The organism is Nitritalea halalkaliphila LW7, assembly GCF_000265075.1.
In the GTDB taxonomy this organism is placed as follows: Bacteria; Bacteroidota; Bacteroidia; order Cytophagales; family Cyclobacteriaceae; genus Nitritalea; species Nitritalea halalkaliphila.
This window is the reverse complement of sequence record NZ_AJYA01000033.1, coordinates 1-17,920: the sequence shown is the minus strand read 5'-3', so window position 1 is coordinate 17,920 and position 17,920 is coordinate 1. Positions and strand designations below refer to the sequence as shown.

Here is a 17,920-nt window from a genome sequence, read left to right as displayed (position 1 = left end):
GGTTAGTTATTGCCTTTTTCTGTGATCCAAATACCATCTTCTATGCTGTCGGGGCTACTTCCTTTCCACTGTACATGGACATATTCTGTGGCCAGCGTATTCACCTGCATGCCATAGTAGTCGGGTCGAATGGGGTAATCGCGGCTGTACATGCGGTCGATCAGCACCATGAGCTCCACCTTGCGCGGGCGGCCAAAGGCGATCATGGCATCCATGGCCGCACGTACGGAGCGGCCTTTATACAGCACATCATCGATGAGCACGACATTTTTTCCCTCTAGGAGGAAATCTATTTTCGTTTCATTCGCGAGTAGCGGAAGGTCTCGTCTGCGGAAGTCGTCGCGGTGAAAGGTAGCATCCAGCCGACCATTCGGAATAATTTTCCCCGTGATCGCCTCTAAATCCTGCACCAAACGGTCTAAAACGACCACTCCGCGTGGCTGTAAACCTAAAAGTACCGTATTTTCGAAGTCGTCATGATTTTCGATGAGCTGGTAACAAAACCGCTTCAAGGTGAGCGCCAAGCGCTTTTCATGTAGGATAAGTCGTTTCTGCATGCTGTAGATGGTCACACAAATATACAGATATTTTTCAGGCAGGCGGGAGGAGCAGCCACGAAATCAGCGTTCATTGGCCATCATTTTTGTTTCCAGGGCATCCGCCTGCAGGCGAATCGTGCTGATAAAGTACATGTCCGTCGTTTTATCGCGTCCATTTTCATCTGGTCGGCGCACACTTTGCACCCCGCTGAGTAAAAAAACATCCTCATACCACCAGTTGAGCCGCAGCGTTTCCTCCCGCGTACGCTGGATTTTTACCCCTTCTTCAGGATGCTCCAGCTCGATTTTAATGTCCTGCGCGATCCACTCGCCATTCTCCATATAACTGGCGATCAGGTCATCGTCCTGCACGTAAACGAAGTACAGGCGCTCCCCATCGAAGGCCACCTCACCGAAGCGATTGGCATTTAGGCTGAGGRTGTTTTTAAGGTCTATGCTGTTGTTCCAGAGGATATTATCTTCAGAGTCGATGAGGATAWAATGTGCCGCATTGTATTTATACTGAGAGACATTCGGGGAGCCGAACTGCCGGTAGCCGCCATAGTGCATGGGGAGGGGCATAGCCCCAAAGTAAGGTCGCGACATGAACATATGGTTCGCGTAGGCACCGTCGCGCGCGACAAAACGGGAATAGTTAGCATTAAAGTTTTCGGCATAGATGAGTGTCACGTCACCGAGTTCCTGAATTTCACGGGTGGTGTAAACGGAGCGGATGGTGGGCAGTTTATCTTTAGCTACTTGTCGGTCCAAGCTCCGGAGTCGGGTGTTGCGGGCGGCGGGCTTTAGGTAATTGTAAAATTCCGGCATATCCTCGATATTCAGGTAGCTGATCGTGTACTCGCCGAACTCATTGATATTCACTTTCGCCAGGCCACGGTAGGCCTCTGTGCGTCTTTTGCCGTAAGGCCCGATGATCGCCTGCTGGTAATTCCGTATGGAGCCGATGTTTCCGTCGATTAGCTCCAGGTCTGGGTCATCAGGCCCAGAGATTCGGACTTCTCGCAAGCGGTTACCGTCGGCATCGATGGAGAGCAGGTTCCAGGTTTTTCTTTTCCGGCGGTCTCTATTGCTTAGTAGGATGTCCACCATATCCAGTTCGGGGTCTTTTCTCAGGTGGACGATTTGGGTTTCCTTCGCATAGATGCCTTGCACCGTGATGAGGCTGGCATCTTCTGGGTCGAAGAGCTGAATCACCGGACGGAGGTCGGCCATGCCCATGAACATGACTTTGCCGCCAAAGGCAAAAAACTCGCGCATTTCCATCTCGTAGAGGTTTTCCAGTGGATACTCTTCCCAGGTATGGCTGGCCAGGTCGATGCGCAACATATAGCGCGCCATGCTGAAATCTCCTTTTTGGAAGAGGAGGTAGAGCTGGCGGCTGTCGATATCGAAGCCGAGTAGGTTGTGGTTTTTCGGTAGTGGGATGCGCACGAGGGTGTCACGTTCCAGCAGGCGGTCGGTGACGAAGTATTCCAGTGCCTGCTCGGTAGTAAAGGGCGCGGGTTATACTCACGGAAGCCGATGAGGCCAGAGGGCATGGGAATGAAGAGATAGGGATTTTCGTTCGGTTTGACCTCCTGTTCGATCCGGGCTAAGATGTCCAGCTGCCCTTTGCTGGAGCCGGTAAGCCCTAGCCAGAGGGTGATGAACAATAAAAAATAGTAGATTTTTTGCATAGCAGGCGGCTTTTTTGCTGTGGAAGCGGCGGTTTGAAGTGGAAACGCGGGGTTTCTTTCTTCTGTTTAAAGGTAAGGCCTTTGATTTTATTTTAAAACAATATTTCTGCACTTTTGTCCTAAAGATTGGACTTCCTGCGCTCAGGGGCCCTTGTACACGTTTAGATCCTTCGATTTTCATGAAATTAGGACATAAAGAAATCACCAAAACCCTGAAGTTGCTCATCAAATTAATGGAGCTGCATGGGGAGAATAGTTTTAAAATAGGTAGTTACCAGAAGGCGGTCAACACGCTGGAGCGGGGGATGGAGCAGGACGCTTCGCAGCTTTCGGAGGCCGAGCTCCGTGAGATCCCGGGCATCGGTAAGAGCCTCGCGGAGGTGATTGCTACTTTAGCTCAGACGGGGCAGCATGCCATTTTAGGCGAGTTTTTAGAGAAAACGCCTGAAGGACTGCTGGAGGTGCTGGAGCTGAAGGGCCTGGGGCCCAAAAAGGTGCAGGCGCTCTGGAAGGAGCTGGGCATTAGCTCCACGCATGAGTTGATGGAAGCCTGTCGTTCGGGGCAGGTGGCCGCGCTGAAGGGATTCGGTAAAAAGACGCAGGAAAGCATTTTGGAGGCTTTGGCCTTCCGTGAGGAGCAGGCGGGCAAGCGGCTCTATGCGGATATCGAGCAGGCGGTAGCACGGCTGGTAGCGGATATGGAGGCGCTGGAGGGGGTGCTTCGGGTAGCGCCTACGGGAGCTTTTCGTCGGGCGATGGAGATTATCGAGGAGCTAGAGCTGCTGGTGGCGGTGGAGCATGCGCCGCGCTTTATGGCGCAGTTTGGCGAGCGGTTGGAGGCTTTTGGCCTGCAGGCTGATGAGCGGCGGAGTAGCCCCTTTACCTTTCGGGGGACTTGGGAGCAGGAGGGGCTGCAGGTGGCGGTGTACGCTTGTTCGGAGCCAGATTGGGAGCGGCAGTGGTTTTTGCGCGGTAGCGCAAAGGCCCATTTACTGCATTCCATAAAAGAGAAGCCGCTGGCGCAGTGGTTCCAGGAGGGGTCCTGGGAGAGTGAGGAGGCCTTTTATGCGCATGTGGGGCTGCCTTTTATACCGGCGCCGCTGCGGGAGGGGCTGATGGAGTTCACTTGGGCGGAGGACCCGAAGGCGCTGCTGGAGGAGAAGGATTTAGTGGGGACCCTGCATAATCACAGTACGTACAGTGACGGGCAGCACACGCTTCGGGAGATGGCGGAGGCGGCGCGGCAGCTGGGGCTGACCTACTTAGGGATTTCCGATCATAGCCGAGCGGCCAGTTATGCAGGCGGTCTTTCCATCGAGGAGGTGGAGCAGCAGTGGCGCGAAATAGAGGCCTTAAATGAGGAGATGGCGCCTTTTCGGATATTTAAGGGGATAGAGAGTGATATATTACCGGATGGGAGTTTGGATTATCCAGATGAGGTGCTGGCAGGTTTTGATTTCGTGGTGAGCTCGATTCATTCGGGTCTTTCCATGGATCGGCAGAAGGCGACGGAGCGTTTGATTCGGGCGATTAAAAATCCTTATACGACGATACTGGGGCATCCTACGGGGCGCTTACTTTTGCGGCGTGCCGCGTATCCGATCGATCACCGTGCGGTTATCGACGCATGTGCTGAGGAGGAGGTGGCCATCGAGATCAATGCGAATCCTTGGCGGCTGGATTTAGACTGGCGCTGGGTGCACTATGCGCTTTCGAAGGGGGTGCGGCTGGCCATTAATCCGGATGCACATACAAAGGAGGGCTATGCGGACATGCGTTTCGGGGTGCTGGTGGGCCAAAAGGGCGGCTTGCATCCGGAGATGACCTTGAATGCGTGGTCGCAGGAGGAGTTAGCGCGGTATTTTGAAGAACGAAAAAAGAAGAAACGGAAGCAGTAGCTTTTGTGTTAGGAAAGATATGAAGTGGAATACGAAAGACGAGAAGGAGCTGTTGCGGCGCTCCTTTCTTTTTGGGCTGAGTGGCATCAGCGTGAGTTTATTGGCTTTGGTGAACGTCACCTTGGGGCTGGTGGCCCTTCCGATGGGTGTATTTTTCGGTGTGGGCACGTTCTTACAGCTTTTCGGCTTGAGCATCGCGGTGATGACGATGCGTAAGCGCAAAGTCAGCGCGGAGAGTCAGGAGAAAGCCAAGCAGATGATTTTAGTGCTCGGCGTCTCCCTGTTGTTTTTTATCTTGGTGATGTAGGGAGGGGGGATTCTTCTTAATAGCTTAACATTTAGATAATGGGTGAAGCGGGTACTAGGGCTTATTTTTGGGCTTTTCTGTGATACAACAGTCGTTTTTATCGGTCACAGAGAGCTAAAAACCCTATTATGATGAAAAAATTTTGTTTCCTACTCCTCGGGGTAGGCATGAGCTTCAGCCTCTTCGCCCAAGAGCGCGTCACGGGCCTGGTCTTCGAAGACCTGAATGGTAATGGAAAAAAAGAGCGCCGTGAAAAAGGGATCGCCGATGTGGCGGTCTCCAATGGCGTAGAGGTCGTGCTTACCGATGCTGAGGGCCGCTACTCCCTGCCCATCCAGGCGGGCCAAACCGTTTTTGTGGTCAAGCCTGCGGACTTCTCGCTGCCTGTAAATGAAAACAACCTGCCGCAGTTTTATTACATCCATAAGCCAGAAGGCTCTCCGGAAGGTCTGACCTATTCAGGGTCTGCGCCTACAGGCCCGCTACCGAAAAGTGTGGACTTCCCTTTGCTCCCCGGAGCCAAAAAGACTGATTTTACCGCCCTCGTATTCGGTGATCCGCAGCCGTACAGCCTCGAAGAACTGGAGTATTTTAACCGAGGCGTCGTGCAGGAAGTGATGCAGATTCCGAACCTGAAAGAGATGCCTTTCGGGGTATCGCTGGGGGATATCGTGGGGGACAAGCTGGACCTTTTTCCTCACTATGCGAAAACGATCGGGCAGGTGGGTCTGCCTTGGTTTAGCGTGATGGGTAACCACGACATGAATTTCGATGTTGAGGAGGATGCCCTTAGCGATGAGACCTTTACAGCTACTTTTGGGCCGGCTACCTATGCCTTTAATGAGGGCGATGCGCACTTTATCGTCTTAGAAAATATTTTGTACCCAGACCCGCGCGACGGAAAGGGCTACTGGGGGGGAATGCGTGAGGACCAGTTGACCTGGCTAGAAAATAATTTGGCACTCGTGCCAAAGGATCGCCTCGTGGTCGTCTTCATGCACATTCCGATTTTCGAGGAGAATGGGGATAGCTTCCGGGATGCAGATCGGGAGACCCTGCTGCGCCTGTTGTCGCCATTTGAGAACTCGGTTTCTTTTTCTGCCCATACGCATTATATGAAGCAGACGTACTGGGCCGCGCGGATGGCTTCGCTAAGGATAAGGCACATCATCATTTTAATGTGGGCACGCCTTCTGGCGACTGGTATAAGGGCACGATGACCGAAGCAGGTCTACCGGATGCCACGATGCGTGATGGTAGCCCAAATGGTTACTTGTTTTTACAGATTTCGGGCACGGACTACAGGACGCGTTATAAGGCGGCAGGCCAGCCGGCGGAGTACCAGATGGAGGTTTTTGCACCGAAGGTGATCGAGGCGGGCAAGCGTACCAGCGCCCAGTTTATCGCTAATTTTTTCGTGGGAGCGGCGGACAACAGCCTGCGCTACCGCATCAATGGGGGCAAGTGGCAGCCCATGCGCCAGATTGAGTCGGTGGACCCCACGTATTTCCTGAAGACCTTCGCTTGGGATGTGGCCGATGAGGTGCTGACAGGCCGCCGCCCCTCGAATCCAGTGCTGACCGATCACCTGTGGACGGCAAATGTGCCGACGGACCTGCCTGCGGGCACCCATACCTTAGAGGTGGAGGCCACAGATAGCTATGGGCAGAAGCATCAGGCGACGCGCACATTTCGTGTGGTAGGGGCTGCTGAGGCGATGCAGCGTTAAGGAAAGAATTTTGGCCCGAAGGCAAAGTTTATGAGCGCATGCTTCCAGAAGGAGGTATGCGCTTTTTTCATTCCGGGGCTGCGCAAACTTTTATTTTTCAGTATAGTTAGCAAATAGAGAAGTACGGGCATGTAGGGTTTTTTCGCCTACTTTATAGAGAAAATCTATCAAATATAGAAATTATCGATTTCCTCTATATGAACCATGGGTTTAATTTAGCGTTCGGTAAGTAAGCAATTACACTAAATAATCAGATAAATATGAAGAGAATCTTAATGATGGCTGCCTTGTTAGCTACTAGTCCGCTCCTCGTTCAGGCTCAGGAGGGGAAAAAGGAGTACAAGGGCGAAGAGGTCGATGGCTGGTCGGGTGCCACCATGCGGGCTGCTACCCGAAAAGCGGGTAAGGATGACTGGTGGCCGAATCAGTTAAATCTGCAGATTTTACGTCAGAATTCGGCGATGTCTACGCCGATGGATCCGAACTACAACTACATTGAGGCATTCAATACGCTAGATTATGATGCCGTCAAGAAGGATCTTTTGGTATTGATGACGGATTCTCAGGACTGGTGGCCGGCAGATTTCGGTAGCTATGCTGGTTTGATGATTCGTATGGCCTGGCACAGTGCGGGAACGTACCGTACGGGTGATGGCCGTGGAGGTTCCCGTTCGGGACAGCTACGTTTCGCACCGTTAAATAGTTGGCCGGATAATGCTAACTTGGATAAGGCCAGAAGGTTGCTTTGGCCGATCAAGCAGAAGTATGGAGACAGCATTTCTTGGGCGGATTTGATGATTTTAGCGGGTAATGTGGCCTTAGAGTCGTCCGGATTCAAAACCTTCGGATTCGCAGGGGGTCGGGAGGATGTTTTCGAGCCTGAGACCGATGTGTACTGGGTTCTGAGGCGGAGTTTTTAGCTGATAATGTGCGCTACACAGGAGACCGTGAGTTAGAAAATCCTCTGGCAGCGGTTCAGATGGGTTTAATTTATGTGAACCCTGAGGGACCGGGAGGAAATGGAGATCCTATCGCTTCTGCGCGTGATATTCGAGAGACTTTCGGCCGCATGGGGATGAATGATGAGGAAACCCTAGCGCTTATCGCGGGTGGACACACCTTAGGGAAGTCACACGGTATGGGTGATGTCGATAAAATCGGCAAGGAGCCTGAAGCAGCTAGTATCGAGGAGCAAGGTTTCGGTTGGAAAAATTCCAATGGTACTGGAAAAGGTCCAGATACTTTTACCTCCGGTTTAGAGGTTACGTGGACGTCTACGCCTACGAAGTGGAATCATGATTACTTGACTTTCCTATTCGCCTATGAGTGGGAGAAAACGGACAATCCTGCGGGAGGTCATCGCTGGGTTCCAAAGAATCCTGAAATGATCATTCCAGATGCATTCGATGCGGAGAAAAAACATCCTCCGTACATGTTTACTACTGACATCGCCTTGAAGGAGGATCCTATTTACAGAGAAATCGGTATGCGTTTCTTAGAAGATCCAGATGCCTTTAACGATGCTTTTGCTCGCGCTTGGTTTAAGTTGACTCACCGCGACATGGGGCCGCGCACTGCTTACTTGGGTCCTGAGGTTCCTGAGGAGGAGTTAATCTGGCAAGATCCTATTCCACTACCGGATTATGGTATGGTAAACGCGCAGGATATCGATAATTTGAAGGCAGCGCTTCGTGCTTCCGGTCTTTCTAACACGGATATGGTGCATGTCGCTTGGGCTTCTGCTTCTACTTTCCGTGGTTCGGATAGAAGAGGGGGTGCAAATGGTGCGCGCATTCGTCTGGAGCCATTCATGAACTGGGAGGCGAATAATCCAAAAGAGATGAAGCGCATTCTTACCGCTTTAGAGAAAGTTCAGCAAGATTTCAATGCTAAATCCAATACGCGCAAGGTGTCTATGGCAGACCTTATCGTGCTGGCGGGTAATGTGGCAGTAGAAGATGCTGCGAAAAAAGCGGGTGTGGAGGTAAATGTACCTTTCGTGCCGGGTCGTGGTGATGCTTCTTTAGCGCAGACGGACGTAGATTCGTATAACTTGCTCGAGCCGATGGCCGATAGCTTCCGTAACTACCTGAAGACGAAGTACACGCTTTCTACTGAGGAGTTATTGGTGGACAAGGCACAGTTGCTTACGCTTACTGCTCCTGAAATGACTGTTCTGGTGGGGGGGATGCGTGCCCTAGGTGCGAACTATGACGGCTCTAAGCATGGTGTCTTTACCGATCGTGAAGGTCAGCTGACGAATGACTTCTTCGTCAACTTACTAGACATGCGCTACGAGTGGAAGGCGATCGACGAAGACCAAGAGATTTTCGAAGGGCGTGACCGCAAAACAGGTGAGGTGAAGTGGACAGCTACGCGTGCTGACCTTATCTTCGGTTCTAACTCTGAGCTGCGCGCACTAGCGGAAGTATATGGTACGGAGAAAAACCACAAGAAATTTGTGAATGATTTCGTACGTGCTTGGACGAAAGTGATGATGTTAGACCGTTTTGACATCACGCATCAGGCACCTCAGATCTACATGAGCTCCACAGAAAAGGAATAAGATCGGTAGGGAAAACAGAAAATGTTCTGAAAACCACTGAAATAAAGGATAGGCCTGCTCCATTTTTAGGGGCAGGCTTATTTTTTTAAACGAATATTTGGTTATTATGGGCATAGAGGCCCATCTACCGTTTATTTTATTGGCTCAAATGAGATAATTCAAAGAATATACTATTTTATCTTTGAAAATGAATTGTTCGATTTTGTACATTAAAAACAAACCTTGTCTTTTTATCGAAAAGTGTTTGCTTTTTGATTTTTTCTATTTCATATTTCGTGCACATTAGGTGAGAATTACCGTTTTCACCCCCCCCCAAGCAAGGATAAGCATTTACTACCGTTTCTAATTGTGAGCATAGAGGAGCGAAGACACTGGAGAAAGTTAAAAGAGGGAAATAGCGCGGCAATCCGTTATTTCTATGATGCCCATGTAGTGGGACTGCACGACTATGGCCTGCGCTTAGGCATGGAGGCTGTGGATGTGGAGGATGCCATTCACGACTTATTTTTAGATTTGTATAAGTATCGCCATAATCTTTCCGATGTCGAGGAGCCGACCTATTACTTGATGTTTGCGCTGAAGCGCAAATTAATCGCCGCGGCAGATAAAAAGGCACGGCAGCTCCGCTTTCAGGTAGATTCCTTTCCGCCGGCTTTTCCTTCTCGAGAGGAATTTTTCTCGCTCTTTGAGGAAGTGGAAGAAAATGAGCGTGTCCGCAAAAAGATTTTTCAGGAGATTTCCAAGCTTCCGGATCGGCAAATGGAGGTGCTGTACCTGCGGTTTAAGAATGACTTTACTTATGATCAGATCGCTGCGCTGATGGGGTTAAATGTCGCCACCTGCCGCACGCTGCTGTACCGTGCGGTGAAGCAACTGCGTGATAACCTGCAGGATGTAGTGGTGGCAAAGGGCTTCGATTTTTATTTTGAAAAATAATTTACTTTTCGCGTCTATATTTCCCCTGTAGGCTTCTCTATAAAGTGAAAGAGGCCAAATTCTCTTTCTTATCAATTAACAATAACCTGTGTTCTTTTGGGACAGCATTGGAAAGATATATGGAGGGGCTTTTTTTCTTCTGAGCCGCGCATCGCCGAAGGGCGCCGCGAGCAGCTGTGGGAAGAAATCGCACGTAGCGTGAGACGGGAACGGCAGCGTGAATATCGCCGACTTTTCCTGAAGTGGGCTGCCGTGTTTGTGGCCTTGTTAGCGGCAGTGGCCGTTCTCTACGTGCATCTGGTAGAAGATTTAGAGGAAGAGCGCTTCTGGGCGACCTTACAGGAAGAGGTTGGAGATCAAGAATTTATCGCATTAGATCTCGGACAAGAGGAGCAGTTGACCTTCGAAGAGCGTGAGAAGTACTTCGACTTTTCGGGGGATGCAGCCGAGGGCTCAGCAGAGGAGGCCAAACCTTTAGGAAAGGCGCAAAACCACGTCTTGACCGTTCCTTATGGGCGTCGTGCCACGGTGAAGTTGGCCGATGGCTCTAAAGTTTGGTTAAATGCGGGTTCTCGCTTGGTATATCCGAGCCATTTTGAGGAGGGGCAGCGTAAGGTGTATTTAAGTGGTGAGGCCTTTTTTGAGGTGGTTGCCGACGCATCACGGCCCTTTCGAGTGGAAATGGAGGACACCGCTGTAGATGTTTTGGGTACTGCTTTTAATGTGCGCGCCTACCCGGACGAGCAGCGAAATACGACGGTATTAGTGCATGGAAGTGTTCGCCTAGCGGCAAAGGCTCGACGCGGAGAGGTAGAAAGTCTAACGCTCAACCCTTCCCAGTTAGCTGTTCACCAAAAGGGAGAAACGGAGTTACGGGTTAAATCTGTGGATACCGCGCCCTATCTCTCGTGGAAAGATGGGTACATGATGTACCGCAAGACGAATTTTACACGCCTGAGTAAGGATCTCAAGCGCTACTACAATGTAGAAATTCAATTTAGTGAGCCTAATTTGGCGCTGGAGACGATCAGTGGGCGTTTGGATTTACGGCAGGATATCGAGGAAGTCTTACATTTTGTGACGGCAGCCTCGGACCTCAATTATAAACGTATCGGTACACGAAAAGTCTTGATTTACAGGGCTTGAGTGATAAAAATAATAAAGGGAGAGGCTGCTGCAACAACCCCTCCCGCCCTTAAGCAAGTTCAACTATAATGTAAGCGTCACATGTTAAACCATTACTTGAAGGAAATGGTGCAGGTACGGCGTAGCTCCACGAAATCGTGGGTGCTCGCAGCCGTATTTATGGCACAAGGTTTCCACTTTGCTCCGACAGGAGCTCAGGCCGCTGAAAATAAGGCCGAAATGCGTGTTCAGCGTAAAGACAGGGACCTGATCTCTCTATTCGAGGAGATTCAGCGTAACAGTAACTATCTCATCGTTTATAACGATAAGGTAGTGGAAAAGTTAGCAGGTCAAGCTATTGATTTTTCCTTAGATAAGCAAGATGCTTTAGAAGTTTTAGGAAAAGCGGCTAAGGCGTATAACTTTAGTTATGAGGTGGATGGGCGTCAGATCATCATCAAGGCAGGTGAGGATGTGGTAGCTCAATCGGATGCGGCGAAGCTTACGCGGGCTGTTCAGGAGCGAACTATTTCTGGAACGGTGGTGGATGACAGAGGCGAAGCGATTCCTGGCGCCAGTGTTTTAGTAAAAGGGACCACGCGCGGGACTACGACGGATTTAGATGGTAAATTTAGTCTTCGCGTGAATCAGGGAGATGTCCTTCTCGTGAGCTTTATCGGGTTTAAGACTTTAGAGCAGCCGGTAGGTAACCAGAGTGTTTTTACGATTTCTTTGTTAGAGGAAATTTCTGAGATGGCGGAGTTCGTGAAGACGGGCTATGGCGTTCAGGATAAGCGTTCGATTACGGGTGCTTTGTCTTCTGTAAAGGGAGAGGTGATCGAAAACTTCCCGGTAGCTTCTTTCGATCGTGCGCTACAGGGGCAGGTCGCTGGGGTGAATATCATGGCGAACAACGGGGTTCCTGGAGGTCCAGTGTCCATACAGATTCGTGGTGTAGGTTCCATTACAGCAGGATCACAGCCACTTATCATCGTCGATGGAGTGCAGTTGAATACAAACACCACGGCAGGAAACACGGCAAGTAACCCGCTTGCATTTTTAAATCCGAACGATATCGAGTCGATCGAGGTGTTAAAGGATGGTGCTGCAGCGTCTATTTATGGTGCGCAAGCAGCGAATGGGGTAATTCTCGTGACGACGAAGTCGGGTAAAGCGGGAAAAACAGAGTTTACGCTCAACTTCTTTACAGGGATTACGGAGCCCATGCCGGAGGTACGGATGATGAATAGCCAGCAGTTTATGGACGCCCGTTTAACTGCGGTTCAGAACCGTTTTCCTAATCGTACGCCAGAAGTAAACCGTGTCAACACGCTGCGACAGCTGGGTTTTCCGGACAACTTTTCGGATGCAGACATAGCGGCATTACCTACGTTCAACTGGCAGCGTGAGGCTTTTCAGATGGGTAGAACCCAAAATGTGGAATTCAGCGCAAGAGGGGGTAACGATAAGACGACTTTCTTTATTTCCGGTTCTCATAACCAAGCAGATGGAAACGTGGTGGGAATCGATTTCCAGCGTAGCACAGGAAAGTTCCGCGTTCGTCATAAGGAAAACGAGCGTTTAGACTTTGGTTTTGATATCAATTTAGCCAGTATCGTTCAGAATGGTACCACGGGTAGTGCGGGATCTACGGGAGCCTTTGCTGCGCCGCAGTACTCCTCTCCGATGATGCTTCCTTGGCTACCGATTTTCCTCGATGACGGAAGCTTAAATGCTCCTGTTCAAGGATTCCCAGGTGCTATGGATAGAAATGCTATTTCGGAAACACTCCTTAACACGCTACAAAGCCGCACCCAGTCCATCGTGGCGAACGTGGATGCGACGTATAAAATCTACAATAACCTCAGCTTCAAGAGTTTTTATGGGGTAGATTTCCGCGTCATCGATAGTGAAACATATACAGATCCTAGAACGCGTTCTGGATTTGCTAATCAAGGTTCACTGACTACTCAAAGCTTCCGAAACGTAAACTTCATCACCAACCAGGTATTTACTTACAATACCAAGTTCGAAGGAGGACATAACCTTAATGCGTTATTAGGAGGGGAATTCCGTAGTGATATCCGCGAGTTTTCATCTATCAGCGGTCAAGGGTTTACCACGCATCAGTTTAGAACCATGCAGGCGGCTGCTGTTATTTCAGCTGCTTCAGGAAACTGGACGGGTTTCAGACGTATGGGGGTATTCTCTCAGGTGAATTATGATTATAATAAGCGATTCCTCTTATCCGGGGTACTTCGCTATGATGGTTCTTCACGTTTCGGTAGAGACAATCGCTTCGGCTGGTTCCCTGCAGTTTCGGCAGGATGGAATTTGACTGAAGAAGCTTGGCTAAACGATAAAAGCTGGATCGATCAGTTAAAGCTACGTGCTGGTTACGGAGAAACGGGTAATGATGATATCGGGAATTTCGAAGCTTTAGGTTTATTCGGAAGTAATTCGGCTACAAATTATAATCAAGAGCCAGGTTTCCGACCTTCTGGAATCGAAAATACCCAACTGGCTTGGGAGCGTAACATTACAACGAATATCGGTGTGGATTACGCCTTCTTTAACGGACGTGTTTCTGGTGCTGTGGAAGTTTTCCGTCGCTTGAGTAATGACCTGCTATTAGACAGACCTCTTCCTTGGACTTCTGGCTTCAGTAATGTGACATCTAATGTGGGGCAGCTGAAGAATGAGGGCTTGGAGATAGAGATTCGCACGGTAAACCTTCGAAAAGGAAACTTCGAGTGGTCCACTAACTTTAACATTACTTTCATTAACAATGAGGTGTTAGACTTAGGCGGAGATGATGTGTTACCAGGTAATCAGTCGGTACGTGTAGGCTTCCCGCTGCGCACGAATTTCTTAGCACAGTATGCAGGGGTTAACTCCGCTACGGGACGTCCGATGTTTTTCGATAGAAATGGGGATATCATTTATAACCCGATCGCGCCAGATGACTTTGCTACTTTTGGAAATGGCCTAAGTTCACACTTTGGTGGTTTCACGAATACCTTTACCTATAAAGGCTTTAGCCTAAGTGTTTTCTTCCAGTATGACTATGGTCGTGAGTTGTCAAATTCTGGACAGATGGGTTTCTGGTTCCGAAATGGACAGGATAACCGTAACGCACTGGAAAGCATTTACCTGAATCGCTGGACAGAGCCTGGTCAGATCACTACTGTTCCACGTCCTTTCGATGGAGGTACAGAGCCAGGAGGCCGTTCCCACGTGAGTGCGAGCTCCCGTTTCTTAGAAGACGCTTCGTTTATCCGTTTACGTCAGTTATCTGCTTCCTACGACCTTCCGCGTCCACTGGTAAACAGAATGAAGCTGCGCTCAGCACGTGTATATGCACAGGGCGTCAACTTGCTCACCTTTACCAAGTGGAGAGGATACGATCCAGAGTTAGTCATCGGAGAGGGTAACTTTACTTCCACACAGGGAGCCATTCCTCAGACACGCGCTTACACGGCAGGTATTCAAATTGGCTTTTAATTTTTGGACATGAAAAAGAATAGATTCAACTACTTTATACTGGGGCTCGTGTTTACGCTGAGCTCATGTGCGGAATGGTTAAATGTGGAGCCTCGGCAGTCTGTAGATTCCGCTACAGCACTGACCAGCCCAGAAGCCATTACGGCAGCGACGAATGCCGTTTATGCACGCCTTCGTCAGGTAACGATGTATGGCAGAGATTTTCTGGCCATTCCAGAGTTATTAGCAGATAATGCTTTTAACACGGGTGCAGGTAACCGCCTTGTTGGGCAGTTTAACAACAATCCAGGTGCGCATATGAATAACTGGCAAGCGGCCTATTTTAGCATCAATCAAATCAATTTGATTTTTGAGGCTTGGATTCGTCAGCCTTTTGTGGTGGATTTCGAGAATAACATCCGTGGGCAGCTGCATTTCTTACGCGCCTTGATTTATCACGATTTGATGCGGGTGTATGCGTATGATCCTACGGCGATTATCGAGGAAGTGAATAAGGGTGGGGTTCCGCTTTTGACCACAGGTGTTCTTTCTGTTAATCAGATCACACTTCCTGCCCGTGCGAGTATCGATGAGGTTTATACTTTTATTTACAATGATTTAGAGCAGGCTTATGGGTTCCTACTGCCTGTCGGCAATACGCGTCGCCCTCACTTTGCGACGGCAGGAGCGGCGGCAGCCCTATTCTCTCGCGTGGCGCTTTATAATGGCGACTATCAGCGCGTAATTCAGCAGGCAGAACTGGCTTTCTCCAGCGGTACGGCTACCTTCCCTTCCGACGCTGTAGAGGGCTGGAGAGCACAGGTGCATCCAGAATCTTTCTTTGAGGTGGTGTTCACGGCTCCGGATAACATCGGAGCGAATGAATCGCTACGTGCGACCTTCATGACACGTACATTCTTAAATGATCCGAATCCTGCCTCTCATGGTAATGTGGTCTTTACAGATGATTTGTTTGCGCAGTTTGCAGCGGATGATCTGCGTCAGGACCTGATTCAAAGAGGTTTAGGTGTGAATACAAATTTCAGAGAAACCAATAAGTTCGCTAGCAAAAACGGAGTTCCGAACTTGGATAATGTTCCCGTTATTCGTTTTGCGGAGGTGATCACTAACAAGGCAGAGGCGCATTACCACTTAGGGCAGTTCGACCTGGCACTGCAAGAGTTGAATCGTGTGCGCACGCGTGCTGGCTTAGAGGCTTTAAGCGGCTTAGCGGGTCCCGAGATTCTGGAAGAGATCCTTATCGAGAAAAGACGTGAATTCTGCTTCGAAGGACATCGCTTCTTCGACTTGAAGCGTCTCGGTAGGGATATCGTGAAAGAATTCGGTGTAATCGAGTTTAATGATTTCCGCATTTTGAATAACATTCCAAACCGTGAAATCGAGATTAATCCAAATTTAGAACAAAACAGAGGGTACTAAACGCTATGAAAACATTACAAAAACAAGCTACTTTCCTGTTCGCTTTCCTGATGAGCTTTCTACTCACAGGCTGCTTTGAGGATATCGATCAGCGTTTTCTTTTTACTACCTTGACCGTGGAGTTTGATGACTCTGTGGGTAGAACGACCGCACCGGGGCTGGATTTTCCTATAGTGGGGACGCTCCGTAATAACGCCGGTGTGCGTCAGTACCGTGTCAATTTATTCGGTGGTCTACATGACCAAGATATCGAGATCGAGGCGCGTATCGTGGAGTCGGCGACTACTGCGCAGGAAGGCGTTCACTTTAATCTTCCACAGGGACGCATGGTGCGCATTCCTGCCGGAGAGGCTTTTGGCTTTGTGACCGTAGAGATCCCTGAGCTAACGAATACGCAGGCTGTACGTCTGGTTTTCGAGCTTCAACCTACTGAAGAAGTGCGTGCGAGCGCAAATAACCGCCGAATCGGTATCGACATCCGTCGTTAATGTGAACATGTAAAACAATCTTCATACTTCACTTCAAAGGGCCGCTGTTTCAGCGGCCTTTTTTTATACTTAGATGGTTTAGGCCACTCCAAGGCTAGCCTTTTCGCGCAGAAAGCGTCCTTTTTAAAAGCATTTTTTTATGCCTTTAAAATCATACTATATGTAAAATGATCCATGATAAGGAAGTTTAAAATATTTTTTATTTAATACTTGCTCTATAGATACTTTTTTTTTTCTTTTGAGAAATTTATTTTACGAGCATTCTTCCACGGGATGCTCAGCAGTCTGCGTGTAGTAAACTAACCAATTAACAAGTATGAAACACTATGTACTTCTATTGACAGGTATGCTGTTTCAGTTTGCCTGCAGTGCCCCGAAAGAACCGATAGGGGATGGGGCAGTGGAGCTGAGGGAATTCGGTAAATTCTCGGAAGTAGAGCTATTCGATCTGGTTCCTTTCTTTAAAAAGGCGCACTATGTGCTGCTGGATGTGTCTGAGGATTTAGACCTCTACCAAGCCGATAAAATTCTGGCTGGTGATGGTAAGTTTTTCATTCTGGATGCGGAGCTTGGGGAAGGGATTTATATATTCGATGAAACAGGAGCTTTCGTGGCGGACATTCCCATAGGAGGAAATGGTCCTGGCGAGCTGCCTGACGTAGAAGATATCGCCTATAATGCAGACAATCAGACGCTTTTGGTGCTGGGTTCTAATGGGAGAAAGCTCTTTGAGTTTAGTAGCGATGGTACCTTCATACGTGACAGAGCTTTTCCTGACCAAAGCTTTTATAATTATATTGCCTATGGAGGAAATGATCTACTGTATATGCATACACTTCCGAGCCCCACGTTCGAGCAGTCAGAAGGCCCTCCCCTGCTTGCCGTTCTAAAAGGTGATAATTTAGAGCGAGTGGCAGAGCATGTGCCCACTCCTGGGGGCTTGAAGTTTTCCATCACGGGGGAGAAACCCCTCACGGTACAGGCTGGACAGGTAGTATTGGCCCCAGCTTTTGGTCCCCGCATCTACAAGTTTAATCAAGCGGGAAGTTTGGAAAAGGAGTTGTTTTTACCAGATGTAGCCGCTACGGATAATTTTTACCAGCGTGAATCCTTTAATCAGTTTATAGATATGTTGTTGGATAAAAATGAGCTTGTTTTTGCAGATAATTATGTAGAAACGGAGCATGTAGAGCTGATGCTTTTGGTTAAATCAGGAGCCCAAACACGCTGGGGAGTGTGGGATAAGAAAAGCAAACAGTTTCAGTTGGCCAATAGTCTATTCGATGGTACCCTACAGCTTCCCCTTCTTCCCCACATGGAAATCCATGATAAAAAGCTACTGAATCTTTTCGAGGACGAGTTTTTTGAGGCATACATCGATGAGGAGGAGCAGGCGGACTTGCTGGCCGGACTGGAAGCTGTGGTTCCAGGTTTCAAGAATCAATCTCGGAAATTTATTTTATGCGTCTATGAAAACTAAGCGATTTATCACTTTCTTTCTGCTTTGGTTTATGACCTTTGCGCTGAAAGCGCAGCAGCCCAGCGCTGCTCCTAAAGGTATGGTGCTCGTACCGGGTAATGCGGACATAGCTCCTTTTTACATGGACCAGTATGAGGTGACGAATGCCGAGTTTTATGCTTTCGTGGAGGCCACTGGATATGTTACTGTAGCCGAGCGTATAGGAGGGATCATGGCGACCGTTCCCGGTAAA

General features: G+C 49.2%; 13 protein-coding genes and 1 pseudogene. 12 read left to right on the top strand and 2 right to left on the bottom strand.

Annotation, left to right across the window (positions count from 1 at the left end; translation table 11 throughout):
* Positions 1 to 2 precede the first annotated feature (2 nt).
* Entirely contained in the window at positions 3 to 557 is a 555-nt protein-coding gene (gene pyrR / locus A3SI_RS11510) for a bifunctional pyr operon transcriptional regulator/uracil phosphoribosyltransferase PyrR (protein ID WP_040670794.1), read from the bottom strand.
* A gap of 63 nt (positions 558 to 620) precedes the next feature.
* On the bottom strand, positions 621 to 1,991 hold the full coding sequence (locus A3SI_RS11505; RefSeq protein ID WP_009056053.1) for a hypothetical protein: 1,371 nt from the start codon (positions 1,989 to 1,991) through the stop codon (positions 621 to 623).
* A 424-nt stretch (positions 1,992 to 2,415) separates the two neighbouring features.
* On the opposite strand from A3SI_RS11505, the gene A3SI_RS11500 reads away from it, so the two are divergent.
* The 12 genes and pseudogenes from A3SI_RS11500 to A3SI_RS11450 all read left to right on the top strand — a co-directional run.
* Positions 2,416 to 4,134, top strand: coding sequence for a helix-hairpin-helix domain-containing protein (locus A3SI_RS11500; RefSeq protein ID WP_156810285.1), 1,719 nt, complete (start codon positions 2,416 to 2,418; stop codon positions 4,132 to 4,134).
* Between the two features lie 19 nt (positions 4,135 to 4,153).
* Positions 4,154 to 4,441, top strand: coding sequence for a hypothetical protein (locus tag A3SI_RS11495; protein ID WP_009056049.1), 288 nt, complete (start codon positions 4,154 to 4,156; stop codon positions 4,439 to 4,441).
* Positions 4,442 to 4,569: 128 nt separating this feature from the next.
* Complete coding sequence (locus A3SI_RS11490; protein WP_316929180.1) at positions 4,570 to 5,661, top strand: metallophosphoesterase N-terminal domain-containing protein; 1,092 nt, start codon at positions 4,570 to 4,572, stop codon at positions 5,659 to 5,661.
* The gene (locus A3SI_RS22755; protein ID WP_316929179.1) at positions 5,622 to 6,170 is read left to right on the top strand and encodes a calcineurin-like phosphoesterase C-terminal domain-containing protein; all 549 of its coding nucleotides are present in this window, start codon (positions 5,622 to 5,624) and stop codon (positions 6,168 to 6,170) included. The genes A3SI_RS11490 and A3SI_RS22755 overlap by 40 nt, the downstream gene beginning before the upstream one ends.
* 260 nt (positions 6,171 to 6,430) lie before the next feature.
* A pseudogene (katG, locus tag A3SI_RS11485) lies at positions 6,431 to 8,736 on the top strand (catalase/peroxidase HPI).
* Between the two features lie 348 nt (positions 8,737 to 9,084).
* Complete coding sequence (locus A3SI_RS11480) at positions 9,085 to 9,672, top strand: RNA polymerase sigma factor (RefSeq protein WP_009056047.1); 588 nt, start codon at positions 9,085 to 9,087, stop codon at positions 9,670 to 9,672.
* A 96-nt stretch (positions 9,673 to 9,768) separates the two neighbouring features.
* The gene (locus tag A3SI_RS17595) at positions 9,769 to 10,818 is read left to right on the top strand and encodes a FecR family protein (RefSeq protein WP_009056044.1); all 1,050 of its coding nucleotides are present in this window, start codon (positions 9,769 to 9,771) and stop codon (positions 10,816 to 10,818) included.
* Between the two features lie 81 nt (positions 10,819 to 10,899).
* On the top strand, positions 10,900 to 14,301 hold the full coding sequence (locus A3SI_RS11470; RefSeq protein WP_009056042.1) for a SusC/RagA family TonB-linked outer membrane protein: 3,402 nt from the start codon (positions 10,900 to 10,902) through the stop codon (positions 14,299 to 14,301).
* Positions 14,302 to 14,310: 9 nt separating this feature from the next.
* Positions 14,311 to 15,720 carry a RagB/SusD family nutrient uptake outer membrane protein gene (locus tag A3SI_RS11465; RefSeq protein WP_009056040.1) on the top strand — a complete coding sequence of 470 codons (1,410 nt, stop codon included), beginning with the start codon at positions 14,311 to 14,313 and terminating at the stop codon, positions 15,718 to 15,720.
* 5 nt (positions 15,721 to 15,725) lie between these two features.
* Positions 15,726 to 16,208, top strand: coding sequence for a DUF4843 domain-containing protein (locus tag A3SI_RS11460; RefSeq protein ID WP_009056038.1), 483 nt, complete (start codon positions 15,726 to 15,728; stop codon positions 16,206 to 16,208).
* Positions 16,209 to 16,524: 316 nt separating this feature from the next.
* On the top strand, positions 16,525 to 17,688 hold the full coding sequence (locus A3SI_RS11455) for a 6-bladed beta-propeller (RefSeq protein ID WP_156810284.1): 1,164 nt from the start codon (positions 16,525 to 16,527) through the stop codon (positions 17,686 to 17,688).
* Positions 17,678 to 17,920 (top strand): SUMF1/EgtB/PvdO family nonheme iron enzyme (locus A3SI_RS11450; protein ID WP_009056034.1); only part of this gene is annotated, 243 nt, incomplete at its 3' end. The genes A3SI_RS11455 and A3SI_RS11450, both read left to right, overlap by 11 nt.

Excerpts from the sequence above, each read along its gene's own strand:
- pyrR (WP_040670794.1), bottom strand. The coding sequence starts at position 557 with ATGCAGAAACGACTTATCCTACATGAAAAGCGCTTGGCGCTCACCTTG.
- A3SI_RS11500 (WP_156810285.1), top strand. The coding sequence starts at position 2,416 with ATGAAATTAGGACATAAAGAAATCACCAAAACCCTGAAGTTGCTCATC.
- A3SI_RS11495 (WP_009056049.1), top strand. The coding sequence starts at position 4,154 with ATGAAGTGGAATACGAAAGACGAGAAGGAGCTGTTGCGGCGCTCCTTT.
- A3SI_RS11490 (WP_316929180.1), top strand. The coding sequence starts at position 4,570 with ATGATGAAAAAATTTTGTTTCCTACTCCTCGGGGTAGGCATGAGCTTC.
- A3SI_RS11470 (WP_009056042.1), top strand. The coding sequence starts at position 10,900 with ATGTTAAACCATTACTTGAAGGAAATGGTGCAGGTACGGCGTAGCTCC.
- A3SI_RS11465 (WP_009056040.1), top strand. The coding sequence starts at position 14,311 with ATGAAAAAGAATAGATTCAACTACTTTATACTGGGGCTCGTGTTTACG.
- A3SI_RS11460 (WP_009056038.1), top strand. The coding sequence starts at position 15,726 with ATGAAAACATTACAAAAACAAGCTACTTTCCTGTTCGCTTTCCTGATG.
- A3SI_RS11455 (WP_156810284.1), top strand. The coding sequence starts at position 16,525 with ATGAAACACTATGTACTTCTATTGACAGGTATGCTGTTTCAGTTTGCC.